This is a genomic window from Microbacterium phyllosphaerae (assembly GCF_050628115.1).
GTDB classification, from domain to species: Bacteria; Actinomycetota; Actinomycetes; order Actinomycetales; family Microbacteriaceae; genus Microbacterium; species Microbacterium phyllosphaerae_A.
Map to the genome: position 1 here is coordinate 255,135 of NZ_CP192502.1, position 17,827 is coordinate 272,961.

Below are 17,827 nucleotides of genomic sequence, written 5' to 3' on the forward strand. Positions count from 1 at the left end.
CTCACCGGCGCTGACGTGGCCGGTGGCTTGCAGTGGGACATCACCGCGGTGCGGGGTCGAGAGCGCGCCCCAACCGCCGGTCGCGATGCGGAAGCGACCCCGCATCAGCCGCAGCTGTCAGCGCGGGTCCGCGCCCGTGTCAGGATCAGCCTCGGGTGCAGGCTCCGGGTGCGGCGAGATGGCGTCGGCATCGGCATCGGCACCGGCGTCGGCACCGGCATCCGCGGCAGCTCGATCGACTGGGAGCGTGGCATCCACCGCTTCGGGAGTGCGGTCGTCCGTGTCGCCGGCGTTGCGCGCATGCGCGGCACGCCGCCGGAGCAGTGCTGCCACAGTGCGCCACCCGACCAGGAAGACGCCGAGCACGAGCGTCGCGACGATGATGAAGGCAACCTGAGCGGTGTCACCCGACACGACGCGAAGGAGCATCCCTCCGACGACCGTGACGGCCCAGACGACCACACCCCAGGTGAGCGACCAGGGCCGGCGCGGCCTGCCCGGAAGCAGCGCGGCGACGAGGTGGCCGACGAGGAGCGCGACGATGAAAGGCCAGGCGGTCAGCAGGAATCCGCCGGGGTCCTCGTCGTGCGACGCACGACCGATCACGGCGAAGACGAGCACCAGGACGGCGTCGAGGACGAGAGCGGGGACGAACCTCATGCCACGACCCTACGTCGAGGGTGCCGAAACAGCTGCCGAGCGCGCGGCCTGTTGCCGAGTGGGTCGACGTATCAGTCGAAGGCGACGAACAGCCCGTCGCGGAGCACGGGAACGACATCGTGCGCGTCGAGTTCGGCGGCGGCGACGGTCGACGTGGGGTCGAGGCCAGCAGACGTGATCCGCTCTGTCGCGCTCACACCTTCGGCGATCTCTCGCGCGGAGCCGCTGGCGCTGATCATATGCCGCAGAGCCCTCTTGAGAGCCCGGAATCCCTCGGCGGCGACCGCCGCGTCCGGAGCGGTGTGGTCGATGCCGAGGTCCGTCAATGCCGCGATGACGGCACCGGCGCCCAGGTGGTCCTCGACCGCGAAGCGCACGACTCCTGCGGCATCCGCCTCGCCTGCGGCGATGACGGCGACCGATGTGCGGGCCTGCCTGCGCTCCTGCACCGTCGCGACGGCGCGCGCCACGGCCGAGGCGTTGCGGAGGCTGCCGACGAGCACCACAGACGACTCCCCCGCACGCGCGGCGACTGCGGCGCCGTTACGGGACCAGCCGACGGCGTCGTCGAGAGAGACCGACGATCCGGATGCGACCGCATCGGCGACCGTCGACGAGAAACGCAGGACGTCGACGACCACGACCACATCGGCGGATGCGAGGCGGTCGAGCCCTTCGACGCCCCACTCGAGGCGCACCTGATACGTGGACTGATCGAACGGAGACGGCATCCGTCCAGCCTAGAACGAGCCTGCGCGAGCCCGGGCCCCGATGACGGATCGAGTCATCAGGGCCTGGGCGGCTGCGGCTCCCCCGCCGGCTCGGGTCAGTCTGCGGCGAGCGCCTCGACGGGAGCCACCCGGGTGGCGAGCCTGGTCGGTGCAGCGGCGGCGACCAGGGTGAGCACAGCGGTCGCCGCGACGATGATGACGACCGGCAGCCAGGGCACGTGCGGTGCGACGAGCCCCGCCGGTTCGAAGTCCGGAAGAGTGGGCGTCGAGCCGAGCAGCGACTGCGCCGCGATCCATCCGTAGACGATGCCGAGGACGAGACCGGTCAGAGTGGCCGCGACCGTGATGTGCGTGGCCTCGAGCAGCACCATGCGGCGCACCTGACCGTTGGACAGGCCGATCGATCGCAGCAGACCGAGCTCACGGCGGCGCTGCACGACCCCGATCGTGAGCAGGTTGACGAGGCCGACGGCGGCGATCACCGCAGACACGGCCACGAGGACCATCATCACGGCGGCGAACGCGTCGAACGGCGTGAAGAACTCCGCGGGGATCTCGCCCTCGACCTGGCCGATGAGCATCTGCTTGACCGACTCGAGCGCGACGGCGAACATCGTGACGAGCGTGACGCCCATGACCACGCCGATCGCCATGCGGGACGACCGCTCGGGGTAGCGCAGAGCGTTCTCGGCGGCGAGCCGCGCGGTGGCGCTCGATCCGAACATGCGCCCCACCAGACGCAGCACGGGCGGCATGAACAGCACCGAGCCGAGCGCGAGCCCGGTGAACGAGAGCAGTCCACCGAAGAAGGCGACGACGACTCCGAGCGGATGCACCAGCCCCACCGCCACGCCAGCTGCGAGGAGGATCGCGCCCGCCACCAGCAGCACCCAGGCACCGATGTGGCGACCGGCGCGCGAGACCTCGTCGTGAGTGCGCTCGACCGAGCCGCCGATCGCCTGCAGCGGCGTGACGGCGAGGACCCTGCGGGAACCGGCCCAGGCGGCAGCCCACGTGGTCAGGGCGACGCCCACGGCAGGAAGCGCGATGAACGGCTGTGCGAGCGAGAAGCCCTCAGGCACGTTCGCGATCAGCCCGCTGCCGATCTGGACGCCGATCGCGGCGATCCCCAGACCCGCGAGCAGGCCGAGGGCTGCGCCGATGACGCCGACGACGAATCCCTGCTTGCCCACCTCGGCGCGTTGCGACCGGGCGGTCGCGCCGATCAGGCGCATGAGCGCGATCTGACGCGTGCGGCCGGCGATGATCGTCGAGAACGTGTTGGCGGTGACGATCGCGGCGACGTACATCGCGACGCCCGTGAGCAGGATCGAGAGCAGACCGACGATGAATGCGAGAGTCTCACTGTCGCCGATGAACGGGTCGGCCTGCAGCACTGCGCCGAGGTAGGCGGTGGTCTCGACCAGCACCACTCCGAACGCGGCGGAGAGAGCGGCGACGAGGATGCTGGCACCCATGCCGCGGTCGCGCAACCAGCGGAGGCGCGGACCGGTCGCTGCGGTCTGCGGCACGACCGTCCGGGTCGGGGAGTCGATGACGGCGCTCACGCCGCCACCTCGGCGGCGAGCATGTACGCCGAGATCTCCTCGGCGCTCTGCCGCGGGTGGTCGGCGACGATGCGCCCGTCGCCGAGGAAGAGCACGCGGTCCGCGTGGCTGGCCGCGATCGCGTCGTGGGTCACCATCGCGATGGACTGCCCGTGCTCGCGGCTCGCCGTGGCCAGCAGCTGCAGCACCTCGCGCCCGGTCTTGGAGTCGAGGTTCCCGGTCGGCTCGTCCGCGAAGACGAGATCGGGGGCGGTGGCGAGGGCTCTGGCGATCGCGACTCGCTGCTGTTGTCCTCCCGAGAGCTGATGCGGACGGTGCTGCAGCCGGGAGCCGAGCCCGAGCGTCTCGATCAGTCCGTCGATGCGGGCCTTCTCGATCGCACTGGGGCGCCTGCCGTCGAGTTCGAACGGCAGCATGATGTTTCCGAGCGCCGTGAGGGTCGGCACCAGGTTGAAGGCCTGGAAGATGAAGCCGATACGGCGGCGGCGCAGGATCGTCAGATCGAGGTCGCCGAGGCCGGTGATCTCGGTGTCTCCGATCCAGGCGCGTCCCTGCGTGGGGGTGTCGAGGCCCGCCATGATGTGCATGAGCGTGGACTTGCCCGAGCCGGATGGGCCCATGATCGCGGTGAACTGACCGCGGCGGATGCCGACGCTGACGTCGTCGAGCGCGCGGACGGTTCCCTCGCCGGCGCCATAGGTCTTGTCGAGGTGCTGGACGCGGGCCGCGAGCCCGAGGTCGGTGGTCGTGATCTCCATGCTTCGACGCTACGGAGCACTCCCCTGCCGCCGCGTCGCCCTGGCGACGCATCCGCGTACATCGCAAGGATGATCCCTGGCGCTCACCCGATCGGGACGGTGGGCTCGGTGGGTTCCATGCGCCCAGCATCCTCGCGCCCGCCGACTTCCGTGTCGGGGTTGACGAATGCGAGTCAGGCGAGTCCGTGCTCGAACGCGAACACGACGAGCTGCACGCGGTCGCGCAGGGTCAGCTTCGTCAGGATGCGGCTGATGTGCGTCTTCACGGTGGCCTCGCTGAGGTACTCGCGGGCAGCGATCTCGGAGTTCGACAGCCCCCTCGCGGCGAGCGCGAAGATCTCGCGCTCGCGATCGGTCAGCGACGCGAACTGGGCGGGAACCGGCTTCGGAGCCTCGGCGAAGTGCTCGAACAGCTCGCGCGTGGCGGATGCCGCGATCACGCTCGAACCGGAATGGACTGTGCGGATCGCGGCGAGCAGGAACTCGGGATCCGCATCCTTCAGCAGGAAGCCGCTGGCTCCCTGGCGGATCGCGCGGGCCGCCGCCTCATCGAGGTCGAACGTGGTCAGCATCACGATCTTCGGCGGGTCGGGTTGCCCGAGGATCTCGGCCGTGGCGGTGAGACCGTCCATCACCGGCATCCTGATGTCCATCAGCACGACGTCCGGTCGGGTCACGCGGACGAAGTCGATCGCCTCCCGCCCGTCTCCGGCTTCACCGACCACGTCGATGTCCGGCTGCGAGGCCAGCAGCATGCGGATGCCGGCGCGGAAGAGCGACTGATCGTCGACGAGGACGACTCTGATCATGCGACTTCTCCGATCGGGAGCGAGGCGTGGACGACGAACTGCACGCCCTGACGCTCCGCCTGAAGGCTACCGCCGACCAGCTGGGCGCGTTCGCGCATGCCGATCACGCCATGCCCGCCGCTCCCCTGAGTCTGCTCGCGGCCGACGGTGTTGCGCACCTGGATGTCGACCCGCTCGGGTAGCCACGCGAGGTGCACGTCGACCGCGCCGTCGCCATGCCGGATGGCGTTGGTGAGCGCCTCCTGCAGGATCCGGTACACGGCGAGCTGGATGGCTCCGGGCGGTTCGCCGGGAGGTGTGGGATCGACCGTGATTCGCGGTTCGATCCCCGCCTGCCGCACCTGCGCGAACAGCGCTTCGAGGTCGGCGAGGGTCGGTTGCGGCCCGTCTCCCTGCCGGTGGCGCAGTTGCGTGAGCAGCAGCCGCACGTCGCTCAGCGCCCCGCGCGCGGTCTGGGCGATGGTCCCCAGCGCCTCGGTCGCCATCTCGGGCTTCGCTGCGGCCGCGTACCGGGCGCCGTCCGCCTGCGCGATGACGACGGCGAGGGAGTGCGCGACGATGTCGTGCATGTCACGGGCGATGCGCACGCGCTCCTGCTCCTCGGCCGCGAGGGACTCCGCCTGCAACTGCGCGGACCTGTTGCTCCGTGCACGCAGCACCACGCGCCAGAGGAGGCCGCAGACCCAGGCGAACCCGAGCGCGAGCACCGAGAGCACAAGAAGGAGCGTGCCGGTGGTCAGCTGATCCCACCCCGTGGAACCCGAGGAGACACCGTTGACGGCCACCATGTAGACGGCGGCGACGAGGCCGCCGAAGAGCGCCGACCCGAAACCCCACCAGAGCACGGCCCGCGAACCCCAGGCAGCGGTCGCATAGAGCACCATCAGGATCGCCAGGTCGATGGGGAGCGGACCGAAGCTCGCCGACATCTGGATGATCGCACCGGCCCAAGCGGCGACGAGTGCGAGGCCCGGGGCGAGTCTGCCGATCGCGACGCCGCCGCACATCAGCAGACCAGCGACGATGACTGCGGCGACGCCTGCACCGTCGACTCCCACGCCACTCGCACCCGGCCCGTAGAAGGCGACGGAGAACGGGGTGAGGATGACGAAGAGCAGCGCCGCCCCGACGATGTCGAGGATCAGCGCTGTGCGGGAGAGCGGGCGGATCACTCCCCCACGCTACGCGGCGCGGCATGCGCCCCGCATCCGCCTGCAGATGTATCCGCCGGGCCGATCAGGGCCGCGCGATGATCTCTCCGTGCGGCACGAGGTACCAGCCGTCGCCGTCGTCGGCCCAGCGCTTCCAGGCGTCGCTGATCGCCTGCAGGTCTGCGGAGGTCGCCATGTCGCTGTCGACCAGCTGCCGGGCGAGCGCGGACTCGAGGATGCGGTCGGCCCACATGCCGCCCCACCAGGCGCGGTCCTGCGGCGTCGCATAGGTCCAGTTGGAGCTGGTCGCCGTGACGTCGTCGAACCCGGCCGCCCGCGCCCAGGCGAGCAGACGGCGGCCCGCGTCGGGCTCGCCGCCGTTCGCCCGCGCCGCTCGTCGATAGAGGTCGAGCCAGCGGTCGAGCTCGGGGAGCACCGGGAACCAGAGGAAACCCGCGTAGTCGGCGTCGCGCACGGCGACGACGCCGCCCGGCACCGTGACCCGGCGCATCTCACGGAGCGCCTGTACCGGGTCGCCGACGTGCTGCAGCACCTGGTGCGCGTGGACGACGTCGAAGCTGTCGTCGGCGAAGCTCAGGGAGTGGACGTCCTCGACGGAGAAGCCGAGGTTCGTGAGCCCTCTGCTCGCCGCGAGGCCGCGCGACAGTGCGAGCGCGTTCTCATCGATCTCGGTGGCCGTGACGTGGCCGACCACGCCGGCGAAGTCGACCGTGATGCTGCCGGGCCCCGCTCCGACGTCGAGAAGCCTCGTTCCGGCAGTGAGGTGCGGCCGCAGGTACTCCGCCGAGTTCGCGATGGTGCGACTGCTGTGAGAGCGGAGAACGGTCTCGTGATGTCCGTGCGTGTAGGTGGCCATGCCCCACTCTCGCAGGAGAGCTCCCGCCCCGGCGAATCGACGGTCAGTGCAGCTCGGCGACGGCACGCCTGATGGCCTCGCGGTCGGGCTTGCCCGAAGCGAGCACGTCGAGCTCGTCGACCAGGATCAGCCGCGCGGGCCTGGCGTGCTTGCCGAGCTCCTCGGCGACCACATCCCGGGCATGCGCGAGCTGCTCCGGCTCGCTGCGCCGCAGCGCCTCACCACGAGGGGCCACGATCACCGAGGCCTCACCCCAGCGCTCGTCCTCGACGCCCACCACGACCGCTCCGGTGAGCCCGGGGACGCGACGCACCAGCCTCTCGACGCGGTCGAGTGAGATGTTGAGGCCACCGGAGACGATCACGTTGTCGGCTCGGCCGTGCACCCGCACCACGCCGTCGTCCAGGAGCCCGAGATCGCCGGTGTGATACCAGCGGATGCCGTGCTCGTCGTGCGAGAAGTTCTTCGCCGTCAGCTCGCCGTCCCCGAGATACCCGTCGGCGAGCATCGGACCGGCGATGCGCAGTTCGCCGTCGACCGTCCGCACGCCGACGGTGTCGAGCGGGACGCCGTCGTACACGCATCCTCCGCTGGTCTCCGTGGAGCCGTAGGTGCGCACCAGCCGGACTCCGAGATCGGCCGCGCGGTCGCGCAGCGGCTCGGGCAGCGCCTGACCGCCGACGAGAATCGCGCGATACGCCCGCAGCGCTGCCCGGACGGGCGCATCGTCCGCCGCGTCGAGCAGGGTCGAGAGCTGTGCGGGAACGAGGGACGTGTAGAGGTCGGGGAGGGAGCCAGCCGCTCCCGACGACGGTCGGAGCATCGACAGCGTCGACGCGGCGAAGGATGCGGGTGAGAATCGTCCGCTCAGAGCGACCGGATACGTGCCCGCGACCAGCGACCGCACGACGACCTGGAGCCCCGCGACGTAGCCCGCGGGGAGGGCGAGCAGCCAGCGACCCTCGCCGATCCGCGCTGCCGTGGCATCCGCGCTCGCACGCAGCGCCTCAGCGCTCAGGGCGACCCGCTTGGGGATGCCGCTCGAGCCCGATGTCGCTATCACGACTGCCGTGCCCTCGGACACCCAGCTCGGGGCGTCTCCGAGCATTCCGAAGCCGAGTGCCGGACCTCCGTCGAGAGCACGGGCGAGAGCATCGCGGAGCTCGGCCGGATCCTCGGCATCCGTCGATCTCAACGCGACCATGTGCTCCTCGCTCCGCTCCGTCGTCCCAGGATCAGTAGTGCCAGGGGAACGAGGTCCAGTCCGGATCCCGCTTCTCGAGGAACGAGTCCCGCCCCTCGACGGCCTCGTCGGTGCCGTAGGCGAGGCGCGTGGCCTCGCCCGCGAACACCTGCTGGCCCACGAGCCCGTCATCGACGGCGTTGAACGCGAACTTCAGCATCCGGATCGCGGTCGGCGACTTGGTGAGCACGGTGCGCGCCATCTTCAGCGCCTCGCGCTCGAGCTCCGCATGCGGCACGACACGGTTCACGGCACCGGCCTCATAGGCGCGCTGCGCCGAGTACTCCTCGGCGAGGAAGAACACCTCTCGAGCGAACTTCTGTCCGGTCTGCCTGGCCATGTACGCCGAGCCGTAGCCCGCGTCGAAGCTTCCGACGTCCGCGTCGGTCTGCTTGAACCGCGCCTCCTCCGCCGAGGCGATCGTGAGGTCGCACACGACGTGCAGCGAATGCCCTCCTCCTGCAGCCCAGCCAGGGACGACCGCGATGACGACCTTGGGCATGAAGCGGATGAGCCGCTGCACCTCGAGGATGTGCAGGCGGCCCGCGCGTGCCGGATCGTGCACGGTGGTCTCGTCGTCGGAGTACTTGTAGCCGTCGCGTCCGCGGATGCGCTGATCGCCACCGGAGCAGAACGCCCAGCCGCCGTCCTTCGGACTCGGACCGTTGCCCGTCAGCAGCACGGCGCCGATGCGCGGATTCTGCCGTGCATCGTCGAGTGCGCGGTACAGCTCGTCGACGGTGTGCGGGCGGAAGGCGTTGCGCACCTCGGGCCGGTTGAACGCGATGCGCGCGACGCCGCCATCGGCGCTCAGATGGGCCGTGATGTCGGTGTAGTCCTCGGCACCGGGCGCGAGCACCCATTCGTCGGGGTCGAACAGGTCTGAGACGAATGAGCTGGTCACAGCATCCAGCCTATTCCTGTGGAGGTTGCAGACGCAGACGGCGCCGCCTGCAAGCAGGCGACGCCGTCTGCGCTCCGTGTTCAGATGCGGCGAGCGCGAGCCGTTTTGATCCAGCCGTCGACGATGTCCCAGATCGGGAAGGCGACGAGGCAGAACCCTGCGATGACCGTGAGGATGCGCATCGTCTCGTCGGTCACGCCGTTGTCGGTGAAGACGAAGCTCAGGAACTCGGGGTTGATCAATGCTCCCTGCAGCAGCAGTGCGAGCGACCATGCGGCGAACACCACGGCGAGCAGTGTGTTGGCGACGGCGATTCCGATCGTCCACCGTCGTTTCGCGTAGACCACGACCGCCAGCACCGCCTCGGCGGCGAACAGCACGAAGAGGAACGTGATGCCCCACGGCCAGAGCGTGGGGTTGAGGATGGCGATCGGCTCCCCACCTGTCGGGAAGAACCCGATGAACGCGTCCCAGAGCACGGCGCCCACGCCGAGCACGAGGAAGATCAGCGATGCGATCGCATCCGCCCGCCCCGCACCGTTCTGCGTCGGCTCCGGCAGCTGGTCGACGTTCCACTTCACCCCGGTGTCGGCCCCCGTGCGCTCGAGGATGAAGAACACGAGCGTGACCCAGAACCCGACGTGCACGATGGAGCCGAGGGCTGCGACCACCGAAGTGCCGATGATCTCGCCGGTCGGTGCGCCGTCGATGAGCTGTCCGAGCATCACTCCGCCGAACGCGCACACCGGCACGATGATGAGCAGCAGCTTCAGCAGCCGCCACCACACGAGGTAGTACTTCGGACCGATCAGGTGGAGCGGGCGGTCGGCGTAGCCGGCGGCGAGGATGCCCGGGTCGCCGAGCTCCGTGAGGACCGCGCGCTCGGCGTCCTCTGGGGCCTCCCCCTGCTCGAGCCGGGCGTCGATCGCGTCGGCGATGGAGGCTTCGAGCTCGGCACGCACGTCGCCCTGCACCTCGGGGGTGAGGCTTCGGATGGTGGCGCTGATGTAACGCTCGGTGAGCGTGGCCGTCGTGTTCATGTCAGTTCTCCTCAGCTGTGAGGGTCGCGATCGCCGTCGTCAGTGATCGCCATTCTTCGGTCAGGGTGTCGGCGAGCCGGATGCCCGCTTCCGAGGTGCGGTAGAACTTGCGCGGCCGTGCTTCGTCGGTGTTCCACTCGCTCGTGAGGTACTCCTGCTTCTCGAGCCTGCGAAGCAGCGGGTACAGCGTGTTCGCGTCGGTGGCGAAGCCTCGGCGCTCGAGTTCCTCGAGCAGCGCGTAGCCGTACCCCGCCGTGCGCAGCAGCTGCAGGCAGGCCAGCACCACGGTGCCACGGCGCAGTTCCTGCAGATGCGTGTCGAGGGTTTCGTTCATGTCTGTCACAGTACTGTGCGTCACACACCATTGTCAATCACACATTCATGTAGCGATCGTTGCTCCTGCCCACGAAGTAGCGTGGGCGGATGGCCATCGAGATCTCGCGCATCGATCCGTTCGATCCTGTCGAGCTGGACGCCTGGTGGGAGACGTATGCGGCCGCCGAGCGCGCGGACCGCGGTGCGGACGCCATCGTGTGGTCGCTCGCGGAGAGCCGCAGCGAGCTGCAACAGGAGTCCGCCGTCGTCGATCGGCGGGCCTATCTGCTGCGCGACGGAGACGAGGTGGTCGGCTCCGCGAGCCTCGCTCTGCCACTCAAAGACAACACGCACACAGCCCACCTCGCGATCAGCGTGCCCCCGCGCCACCGACGGGGTGGGATCGGATCGACAGCGCTGGAGTTCCTCGAGGGCGAAGCCGTGGCATCCGGCCGGACCATCGCGCACGGCTCGACGTCCTGGCCCTACGAACGCGGATCGGAGGGAGCCGGTTGCCCCGGGCGCGAGTTCGCCCGCGCGCACGGATACGCGCTCGCTCTCGGCGACGTGCAGAGCAGACTCGCTCTGCCCGTCACCCCCTCGCTGCTCGACGGCATCGAGACCGACACCGCCGGCTCGACCGAAGGCTATGAGCTCCGCAGCTGGGTCGGCCGGATCCCGGACGACGTCGTGGAACGCTGGACGATCCTCGACGCCACGCTCGAGACCGAGGCACCCACCGGCGAACTCGACATCGAGCCGCAGAAGCCCGACATCGACAGCATCCGTGAGAGCGAAGAGCTGATCGACCGACAGCGGCGCATCTCGTTCGGCACCATCGCCCTCGCCTCGGACGGCGAGGCGGCCGCGTACTCCCAGCTGGTCGTCTCCACCGACGACGGGAACGCGTACCAGTGGGGAACCCTCGTGCGCGCGGCCGACCGCGGGCACCGCCTCGGCATCGCCGTGAAGGTCGCCAATCTGCGGATGCTGCACCACGAGGCACCCCGAACGCAGGCGGTCTACACCTACAACGCCGAGTCGAACGCGCACATGCTCGCGGTCAACACGCTGCTCGGCTTCCGACCGAGCGAACGACTCGGCGAACTGCAGAAGCGACTGACCTGACTCACCCCTCTCGGCACGGCGGATGCCGTCGGCGCACGGGCACAGAGCAGAATGAGCACATGCTCCCACCGCTTGCAGACCTGCTCAGCTCGGCCCGCATCGTCGCGCTGCCGATGCACACCCGATTCCGCGGAGTCGACACCAGGGAGGCGATGCTCTTCGAAGGACCGGAGGGCTGGGCGGAGTTCTCCCCGTTCCTCGAGTACGAGGACGCGGAGGCGGTGACGTGGCTCGCAGCCGCGATCGACTTCGCCTGGCGGCCGCAGCCCGCGCCGCTGCGCGAACGGATCGGGGTCAACGCGACAATCCCGGCGATCGAGGCATCACAGGTCGCGGGGGTGCTGGCGCGATTCGCCGGCTGCCGCACCGCCAAGGTCAAGGTGGCTGAGCCCGGCCAGACGCTAGCCGACGACATCGCGCGCGTGCGGGCGGTGCGCGAGGCCATGGGCCCCGAGGGACGCATCCGCGTCGACGCCAACGGGCTGTGGAACGTCGACGAGGCCGAGCACGCGGTGCACGCCCTCAACGAGTTCGATCTGGAGTACGTCGAGCAGCCGTGCGCCACTGTGCCCGAACTCGCCGAGCTGCGCACCCGCGTGAAGTACATGGGCATCCCGGTCGCCGCCGACGAGAGCATCCGCAAGTCATCCGACCCGCTCGCGGTCGCTCGCGAGAAGGCCGCCGATCTGCTCGTGATCAAGGCGCAGCCGCTCGGCGGCATCACGCACGCGCTGCAGATCATCACGGCCGCAGGCCTGCCGGTCGTCGTCTCCAGCGCGCTCGACACCGCGGTCGGTCTCTCTCAGGGCGCGGCTCTCGCTGCCGCTCTCCCGACCCTCGACTACGACTGCGGTCTCGGCACCGCGTCGCTCTTCCTCGACGACGTCGCAGACCTCCGCCCGGTAGACGGCTCGATCCCCGCAGCGCGCGTCACCCCGGATGCGGCGGCGCTCACGCGTCTCGCCGCGTCGGACGACCGTCGCGACTGGTGGCTCGATCGCCTCGCTCGGTGCTACGCGGTGCTCGACGCGCGCTGACCTCAGGATTCACCTGCATGCCGCAGACGGCTCACTCGGCGAGGAGCAGCTGCACGAGCCTTCCGAGTTGCTCTCCGCCCGAGTGGCGCAGCTGGTCGGAGTCCTGGCCGGCCATCGCCCCGCGCACGGTCATGCCCTCCCAGATGATCATGAGCATGCGCGCCGCTTCGTCGGCCGGGATCTTCAGCTCGAGTGAGCTCACCGAGACGATGTCGGTGATGATGACGGCGATACTCGAGACCATCTCGCGCTCCTGCACGAGGTAGGCCGCACCGAACTGCGCGTCCCGCAGCGCGCGGATGCGGATCTCGCTCATGAGCATCACACCGAGGCGGTCGTCGCCTCCTGCATCCATGATGCGCTGGACGAGCTCGACCGGATCGCATCCTGCTGAGAGTCCGCCCTCCGCGGCGATCTCCTCGACGCGGGCACGCACAGCGTTGACGCGCTGCTCGGCGACGCTTCCGGCGAGCATCAGAAACAGTTCGTCCTTCGACTCGAAGTTCGAATAGAAAGCGCCGCGCGTGAATCCGGCACGCTCGCAGACCGCCTCGACGGATGCACCGTCGAGGCCGACCTCGGCGAAGACCTGTGCTGCGGCATCCAGAAGCCTGGCTCGCGTGTTCTCGCGACTACGGGTGGCGGGTGTCGTCATCGAATCCTCCTGCCTCTCATTCTCACACCCCGCACACAGACTCCGGGGCTCGGATCACCTTACGATACATCTACGTATCGGATACACCTGTGTATCCAACCCGGATCCCCTGAGGTGCTTCGTGTCCACACTCCTGTCCTCGCTCGGCCGCTGGTCCTACCGGCACCCGTGGCGTGTCCTCGTCTCCTGGCTGCTCGCTCTCGGCATCGCCGGTGCGGGTGCACTCGTTCTCGGAGCGGGCACCGACAACTCCTTCTCGATCCCCGGCACCGAGTCGCAGGCGGGTCTCGAGCAGCTCAACCGCTCGTTCCCGGCTGTCAGCGGGACCAGCGCGCAGATCATCGTGGTCGCGGCCGACGGCGACTCGATCACCGACGACACCTATCGGGATGACATCGAGGATGCCGTCGCCGAACTCGCCGACCTCGACGACTCCGTGCTCTCGGCAACCTCGCCGTTCGACGAGATGGTCAGCGGCATGATCAACGACGACGAGACCGCCGGGATCATCCGCCTGCAGTTCGACGGCCAGGCGAGCGATGTCTCAGACGCGACGCAGGACGACCTCCGAGCCGTCGTCGCCGACCTCGCCGACGAGCTCCCGGCCGGATCCCAGACCGCGCTCGGCGGCGACCTCTTCGCGACGTCCATTCCCGGTGTCACCCTCACCGAGGCGGTCGGGCTCCTGATCGCCCTGCTGGTGCTGATCGTCACGTTCCGCTCGTTCGTCGTCGCGGGGCTGCCGCTCCTCACCGCCATCCTCGGCGTGGGGATCTCGATGGCCGGCATCTTCGCGGCCACCGCCTTCGCCACCGTCTCATCGACCACTCCCCTGCTCGCCCTCATGCTCGGACTCGCGGTCGGCATCGACTATGCGCTGTTCATCATGGCCAGGCACCAGGACCAGGTCCGCGAGGGCGTCGACCCCGAAGAGTCGACGGCCCGCGCGGTGGGCACCGCAGGCTCAGCCGTCGTGTTCGCCGGTGTCACGGTGCTGATCGCGCTGATCGGACTCGGCTTCGCCGGCATCCCGTTCCTCACGACGATGGGCATCGCCGCATCCGCCGCGGTCGCCGTCGCCGTGGCGATCGCCGTGACCCTCACCCCCGCGCTGCTCGGCTTCATGAAGGGCCGCGTCGCCGGACGCCCGCGCAAGGCACCCAAGGCGAAGGAGGGCAAGCCCGCTCCTGCCCCACGTCGACGGTTCAGCGAGCGCTGGGTGACCGGGGTGACCACACGTCCGATCCTCGTGTCGCTCGCCGTCGTGATCGGCCTCGGCATCGTCGCGGTGCCGGCTCTGAGCCTGAACCTCGCCCTGCCCAATGCCGGAGTGCTCCCGAAGGACTCCGAGGCACGACAGAGCTACGACCTCGTCGGCGAGGAGTTCGGCCCCGGCTTCAACGGCCCTCTGATCCTCACCGGCACCATCGTCACCTCCACCGACCCGCTGACCCTGATGGACGACCTCGGTGATGCGGTCGCGAAGATCGACGGGGTCAAGGAGGTCGCCCTCTCGACGCCGAACGAGACAGCCGACACCGGCATCGTGCAGATCATCCCCGAGACGGCCGCCGACGACCCTGCGACCGCGGATCTGGTGCGCGAGCTCCGTTCCCATCACGACGAATGGCTCGACGAATTCGGCATCGATCTGAAGGTCACCGGGTTCACGGCCGTGGGCATCGACATCTCCGACCAGCTCGGCAATGCCCTGCTGCCGTTCGGCATCTTCGTGATCGGCCTCTCGCTGATCCTGCTGACGATCGTGTTCCGCTCGCTCTGGGTGCCGATCACGGCCGCCGCCGGTTACCTGCTCTCGATCGTCGCCGGGTTCGGCGTCGTGGGTGCGGTGTTCGAGTGGGGCTGGTTCGCCGACGCCCTGCACGTCGCGAAGGTCGGCCCCATCATCAGCTTCATGCCGATCATCCTCATGGGCGTGCTGTTCGGACTCGCGATGGACTACCAGGTCTTCCTCGTCTCGCGGATGCGCGAGGACTTCGTGCACGACCCCGAGGGCAGGAGCCCGGATCGGGCGACGCGTCGCGCCGCTGCGCTGCGGGCTGTGCGCACCGGCTTCACGGGCTCGGCCAAGGTCGTCACCGCGGCGGGGCTGATCATGTTCGCCGTCTTCGTGGCCTTCGTCCCTGAGGGCGACTCGTCGCTCAAGCCCATCGCGCTGGGTCTCGCCGCGGGCATCGCGATCGATGCGTTCCTCGTGCGGATGACGCTGATACCCGCGCTCATGGCAATCCTCGGCGAGCGCGCCTGGGAGATCCCCGCCTGGCTGGAGAAGATCCTGCCCAGCGTCGACATCGAGGGCGAAGCGGTCGAGCGCGAACGGCACCTGGCCTCGTGGCCGGGGGACGGCTCGGTCGTGGCCGCCGATGACCTCGTGCTCGCGGATGCCGGCATCGACCGGCTCCACATCCGGCTCGCTCCCGGCGCTTCCGCGGTGCTGACCGGTTCTTCGGCCGGCACGCTTCGCGCGCTGTCGCTGGCGATCGCCGGCCGGGTGACCCCCGACGACGGCCGCCTCCGAGTGGCCGGGCATCTGCTCCCCGGGCGGGCAGCCTGGGTGCGCTCGCACGTCGGCGCGGTGATGGCGCCGGACAGCGGAAGCCTGTCGGCCGACCTGTCCGAGGCGCTGCGCGGACGCCCTGCTCTCGTGGTGATCGACGGCGTCGACCGCCTCTCCCGCCCCGAGCGCGATCAGCTCGCGGCCCGCCTGCGAGACGCCCGCAGCTCGACCGCGGTGCTGCTCACCGCGCTCTCTGCCGAGATCGGCCTCGACGTGCTCGCGGATGCCGGGCGCACCCCCGTCGACGTGATCGACATCGACGCTCCCGCCGCACTCTCCCCCGCGCCTCACGGCGCAGACGAATCCTCCGAATCGACCGAGGTGAACGCATGACCCTCCCAATCGAGCGCGCCCGTTCGCGCAAGCCCATCACCTGGCTGACCATCCTCGGCATCCTGCTGCTGCCGGCCGCGGTCGGCGGCATCCTCGTCGCCGCACTGCAGAACCCGACGGAGCGCCTGGACTCGATGACGGCGGCGATCGTCAACCTCGACGAACCGGTCGAGATCGACGGACAGCTCACCCCCCTCGGTCGACAGCTCGCGTCGGGGCTCGTCGAGGGTTCCGACGAGCTGGACTCGAACCTCACCTGGGTCATCTCGAACGAGGACGACGCGGCCGAAGGGCTCGCAGACGGCTCGTACCAGGCGGTCATCACGATCCCCGAGGAGTTCTCGGCGGCCGCGACCTCTGCCGGTCAGTCGATCTCAGACGGCGGAGGCGAGGCCGAGCAGGCGACGATCCAGGTCACGACCCCCGATGACGGCCTGGTCGCCGACGACCTCATCACCAGCCAGATCGCCAACGTCGCGGCCTCGAGCATGGGCACGCTGCTGTCGGAGGCGACGACCGAGAACATCCTCGTCGGCTTCACGACGATAGGCGACCAGATCGGCGACGCCGCAGACGGTGCCGTGCAGCTCGCCACCGGAGCACGGGATGCCGCGACCGGTGCCGCGGCGATCCCCGACGGTGCCACGCAATTGGCGTCGGGGGCCGCCGAACTCGGGACTGGCGCCTCGTCGCTCGCATCCGGGCTCGACACGCTCGCCTCGAAGACGCGGGAGGCCGCCGGCGGAGCCACGACTCTCGGGCAGGGCCTCACCGCAGGCGCGGCTACGTTGCAGGGCCAGGCGGCGGGCGCACAGCAGGTCGCAACCGGTTCCGCAGGCGTCGCCGCGGGCCTGACCAAACTCTCGAGCGAGTGCGTGGCCAGCGGAGCAGCCCAGACGTACTGCGATGAGATCGCCACGTTGTCGGCCGGCGCTGCGAAGACGGATGCCGGAGTGCAGCAGCTCGCAGCCCTGCCCTCGACGATCGCCACCCAGATGGGCCAGGCCGGCGCCGGCGCGACCACCCTCGCCGACGGCCTCAATCAGCTCGCGTCGCAGGGCCTCGACGAGTCGGCCGCCGGTGCACGCGCGCTGTCGAGCGGTGCGGGGCAGCTCTCCAGCGGAGCGACCGAACTCGCGACGGGCGCCACGGAGCTCTCGACCGGGCTCGACACGCTCGCGACCGGCACCGGTGACCTCGCGGGCGGCCTGCGTACGGCCGCCGATTCGCTCCCCTCGTTCAGCGACTCGGAGTCGACCTCGCTCGCCTCGGTGATCGCCGACCCTGTCGCGTCGAAGGGCGCCGACGGAGCAACCATCTTCGGGCCCACCGCCATCCCGCTGCTCGCCGCGGTCGTGCTGTGGTTCGGCGCTCTCGCCTCGTTCCTCGTCATGCGCGCCCATACGGCCCGCACCCTGACGTCGCGTCGATCCTCCGCCGGGCTCGCTCTCCGTGCCTTCGCGCCCGCTGCCGCAATCGGTGCGGCCCAGGGCCTGCTGGTGTCGCTGATCGTGCAGATCGTGGCGAGCTACGACGCCGGCAGCTGGTGGGCGTTCGCCGGAATCGCCGTGCTCGCAGGCATCGTGTTCGCAGCCGTCAACCAGGCGCTGGTGGCGGTCTTCGGCGGCATCGGCCGCTGGATCAGCGCTCTGGTGGGAGTCCTCGCCATCGCGACCGGTCTGATCTCGACGGTGCCGGGATGGCTCGCCGACCTCGGTGCGGCCCTCCCGACCGCACCCGCCTTCACCGGCCTCATCGCCGCGGACGGAGGCGCCGCCGCAGGACTCGTCGTCTGGGGTGTGCTGTCGCTCGTCGCGACCACCGTGGCGGTGGCGCTGCGGCGCACCACCTCGACCAAGGCGGCGCTCGCGACCGCCTGAGCATCCGATCCGATCGTCCCTCCCGGCGCAGTTTCTGCCTCGTGCCCGAGCACAGGTTCGGACCCCACTCGCCGACGCGTCGCGCATCGTCCTCGATGCGCAGCGCGTCGCGTATCCGCTCCGAGTCCGTGCCCGCCGGGCACGAGACGGTATTCAGCCT

16 protein-coding genes are annotated in these 17,827 nt (G+C 69.8%); 4 read left to right on the plus strand and 12 right to left on the minus strand.

The window, feature by feature from the left end:
* Nucleotides 1-117: 117 nt before the first annotated feature.
* The 11 genes from ACQ4LY_RS01130 to ACQ4LY_RS01180 all read right to left on the minus strand — a co-directional run bounded on the left by ACQ4LY_RS01130 (nt 118) and on the right by ACQ4LY_RS01180 (nt 10,075).
* The gene (locus tag ACQ4LY_RS01130; RefSeq protein ID WP_431074164.1) at nt 118-660 is read right to left on the minus strand and encodes a DUF3054 domain-containing protein; all 543 of its coding nucleotides are present in this window, start codon (nt 658-660) and stop codon (nt 118-120) included.
* Nucleotides 661-731: 71 nt separating this feature from the next.
* Nucleotides 732-1,391, minus strand: coding sequence for a 2-phosphosulfolactate phosphatase (locus ACQ4LY_RS01135; protein ID WP_431074165.1), 660 nt, complete (start codon nt 1,389-1,391; stop codon nt 732-734).
* A gap of 95 nt (nt 1,392-1,486) precedes the next feature.
* Nucleotides 1,487-2,959 (minus strand): FtsX-like permease family protein, encoded by a 1,473-nt coding sequence (locus ACQ4LY_RS01140; RefSeq protein WP_431074166.1) that lies wholly within the window; start codon nt 2,957-2,959, stop codon nt 1,487-1,489.
* Nucleotides 2,956-3,717 carry an ABC transporter ATP-binding protein gene (locus ACQ4LY_RS01145; protein ID WP_431074167.1) on the minus strand — a complete coding sequence of 254 codons (762 nt, stop codon included), beginning with the start codon at nt 3,715-3,717 and terminating at the stop codon, nt 2,956-2,958. Before ACQ4LY_RS01145 ends, ACQ4LY_RS01140 begins: the two co-directional genes overlap by 4 nt.
* A 173-nt stretch (nt 3,718-3,890) precedes the next feature.
* The gene (locus ACQ4LY_RS01150) at nt 3,891-4,526 is read right to left on the minus strand and encodes a response regulator (RefSeq protein ID WP_431074168.1); all 636 of its coding nucleotides are present in this window, start codon (nt 4,524-4,526) and stop codon (nt 3,891-3,893) included.
* Nucleotides 4,523-5,698 carry a sensor histidine kinase gene (locus tag ACQ4LY_RS01155; RefSeq protein ID WP_431074169.1) on the minus strand — a complete coding sequence of 392 codons (1,176 nt, stop codon included), beginning with the start codon at nt 5,696-5,698 and terminating at the stop codon, nt 4,523-4,525. Before ACQ4LY_RS01155 ends, ACQ4LY_RS01150 begins: the two co-directional genes overlap by 4 nt.
* A 64-nt stretch (nt 5,699-5,762) precedes the next feature.
* The gene (locus ACQ4LY_RS01160; RefSeq protein WP_431074170.1) at nt 5,763-6,554 is read right to left on the minus strand and encodes a class I SAM-dependent methyltransferase; all 792 of its coding nucleotides are present in this window, start codon (nt 6,552-6,554) and stop codon (nt 5,763-5,765) included.
* Nucleotides 6,555-6,597: 43 nt separating this feature from the next.
* A complete protein-coding gene (locus ACQ4LY_RS01165) occupies nt 6,598-7,758 on the minus strand; it encodes an AMP-binding protein (protein ID WP_431074171.1) in 1,161 nt (386 codons plus the stop codon).
* A 31-nt stretch (nt 7,759-7,789) separates the two neighbouring features.
* Nucleotides 7,790-8,701, minus strand: a complete 912-nt coding sequence (locus ACQ4LY_RS01170; protein ID WP_431074172.1) for a 1,4-dihydroxy-2-naphthoyl-CoA synthase — start codon at nt 8,699-8,701, stop codon at nt 7,790-7,792.
* Nucleotides 8,702-8,781: 80 nt separating this feature from the next.
* Nucleotides 8,782-9,741: a permease prefix domain 1-containing protein gene (locus ACQ4LY_RS01175; RefSeq protein ID WP_431074173.1), complete on the minus strand. Its 960-nt coding sequence runs from the start codon at nt 9,739-9,741 to the stop codon at nt 8,782-8,784.
* A gap of 1 nt (nt 9,742) precedes the next feature.
* Nucleotides 9,743-10,075 carry a PadR family transcriptional regulator gene (locus ACQ4LY_RS01180; RefSeq protein WP_056309397.1) on the minus strand — a complete coding sequence of 111 codons (333 nt, stop codon included), beginning with the start codon at nt 10,073-10,075 and terminating at the stop codon, nt 9,743-9,745.
* Nucleotides 10,076-10,164: 89 nt separating this feature from the next.
* Here ACQ4LY_RS01180 and ACQ4LY_RS01185 point away from each other — a divergent pair, with 89 nt between their 5' ends.
* Together ACQ4LY_RS01185 and ACQ4LY_RS01190 are read left to right on the plus strand one after the other, a co-directional pair.
* On the plus strand, nt 10,165-11,184 hold the full coding sequence (locus ACQ4LY_RS01185) for a GNAT family N-acetyltransferase (protein ID WP_431074174.1): 1,020 nt from the start codon (nt 10,165-10,167) through the stop codon (nt 11,182-11,184).
* A 59-nt stretch (nt 11,185-11,243) separates the two neighbouring features.
* Nucleotides 11,244-12,221: an o-succinylbenzoate synthase gene (locus ACQ4LY_RS01190; RefSeq protein ID WP_431074175.1), complete on the plus strand. Its 978-nt coding sequence runs from the start codon at nt 11,244-11,246 to the stop codon at nt 12,219-12,221.
* A 31-nt stretch (nt 12,222-12,252) separates the two neighbouring features.
* Here ACQ4LY_RS01190 and ACQ4LY_RS01195 read toward each other — a convergent pair whose 3' ends face one another.
* Entirely contained in the window at nt 12,253-12,876 is a 624-nt protein-coding gene (locus ACQ4LY_RS01195; protein ID WP_431074176.1) for a TetR/AcrR family transcriptional regulator, read from the minus strand.
* 121 nt (nt 12,877-12,997) lie between these two features.
* On the opposite strand from ACQ4LY_RS01195, the gene ACQ4LY_RS01200 reads away from it, so the two are divergent.
* The gene (locus ACQ4LY_RS01200) at nt 12,998-15,787 is read left to right on the plus strand and encodes an MMPL family transporter (RefSeq protein WP_431074177.1); all 2,790 of its coding nucleotides are present in this window, start codon (nt 12,998-13,000) and stop codon (nt 15,785-15,787) included.
* Entirely contained in the window at nt 15,784-17,667 is a 1,884-nt protein-coding gene (locus tag ACQ4LY_RS01205; RefSeq protein WP_431074178.1) for a YhgE/Pip family protein, read from the plus strand. Before ACQ4LY_RS01200 ends, ACQ4LY_RS01205 begins: the two co-directional genes overlap by 4 nt.
* Nucleotides 17,668-17,827: the final 160 nt, after the last annotated feature.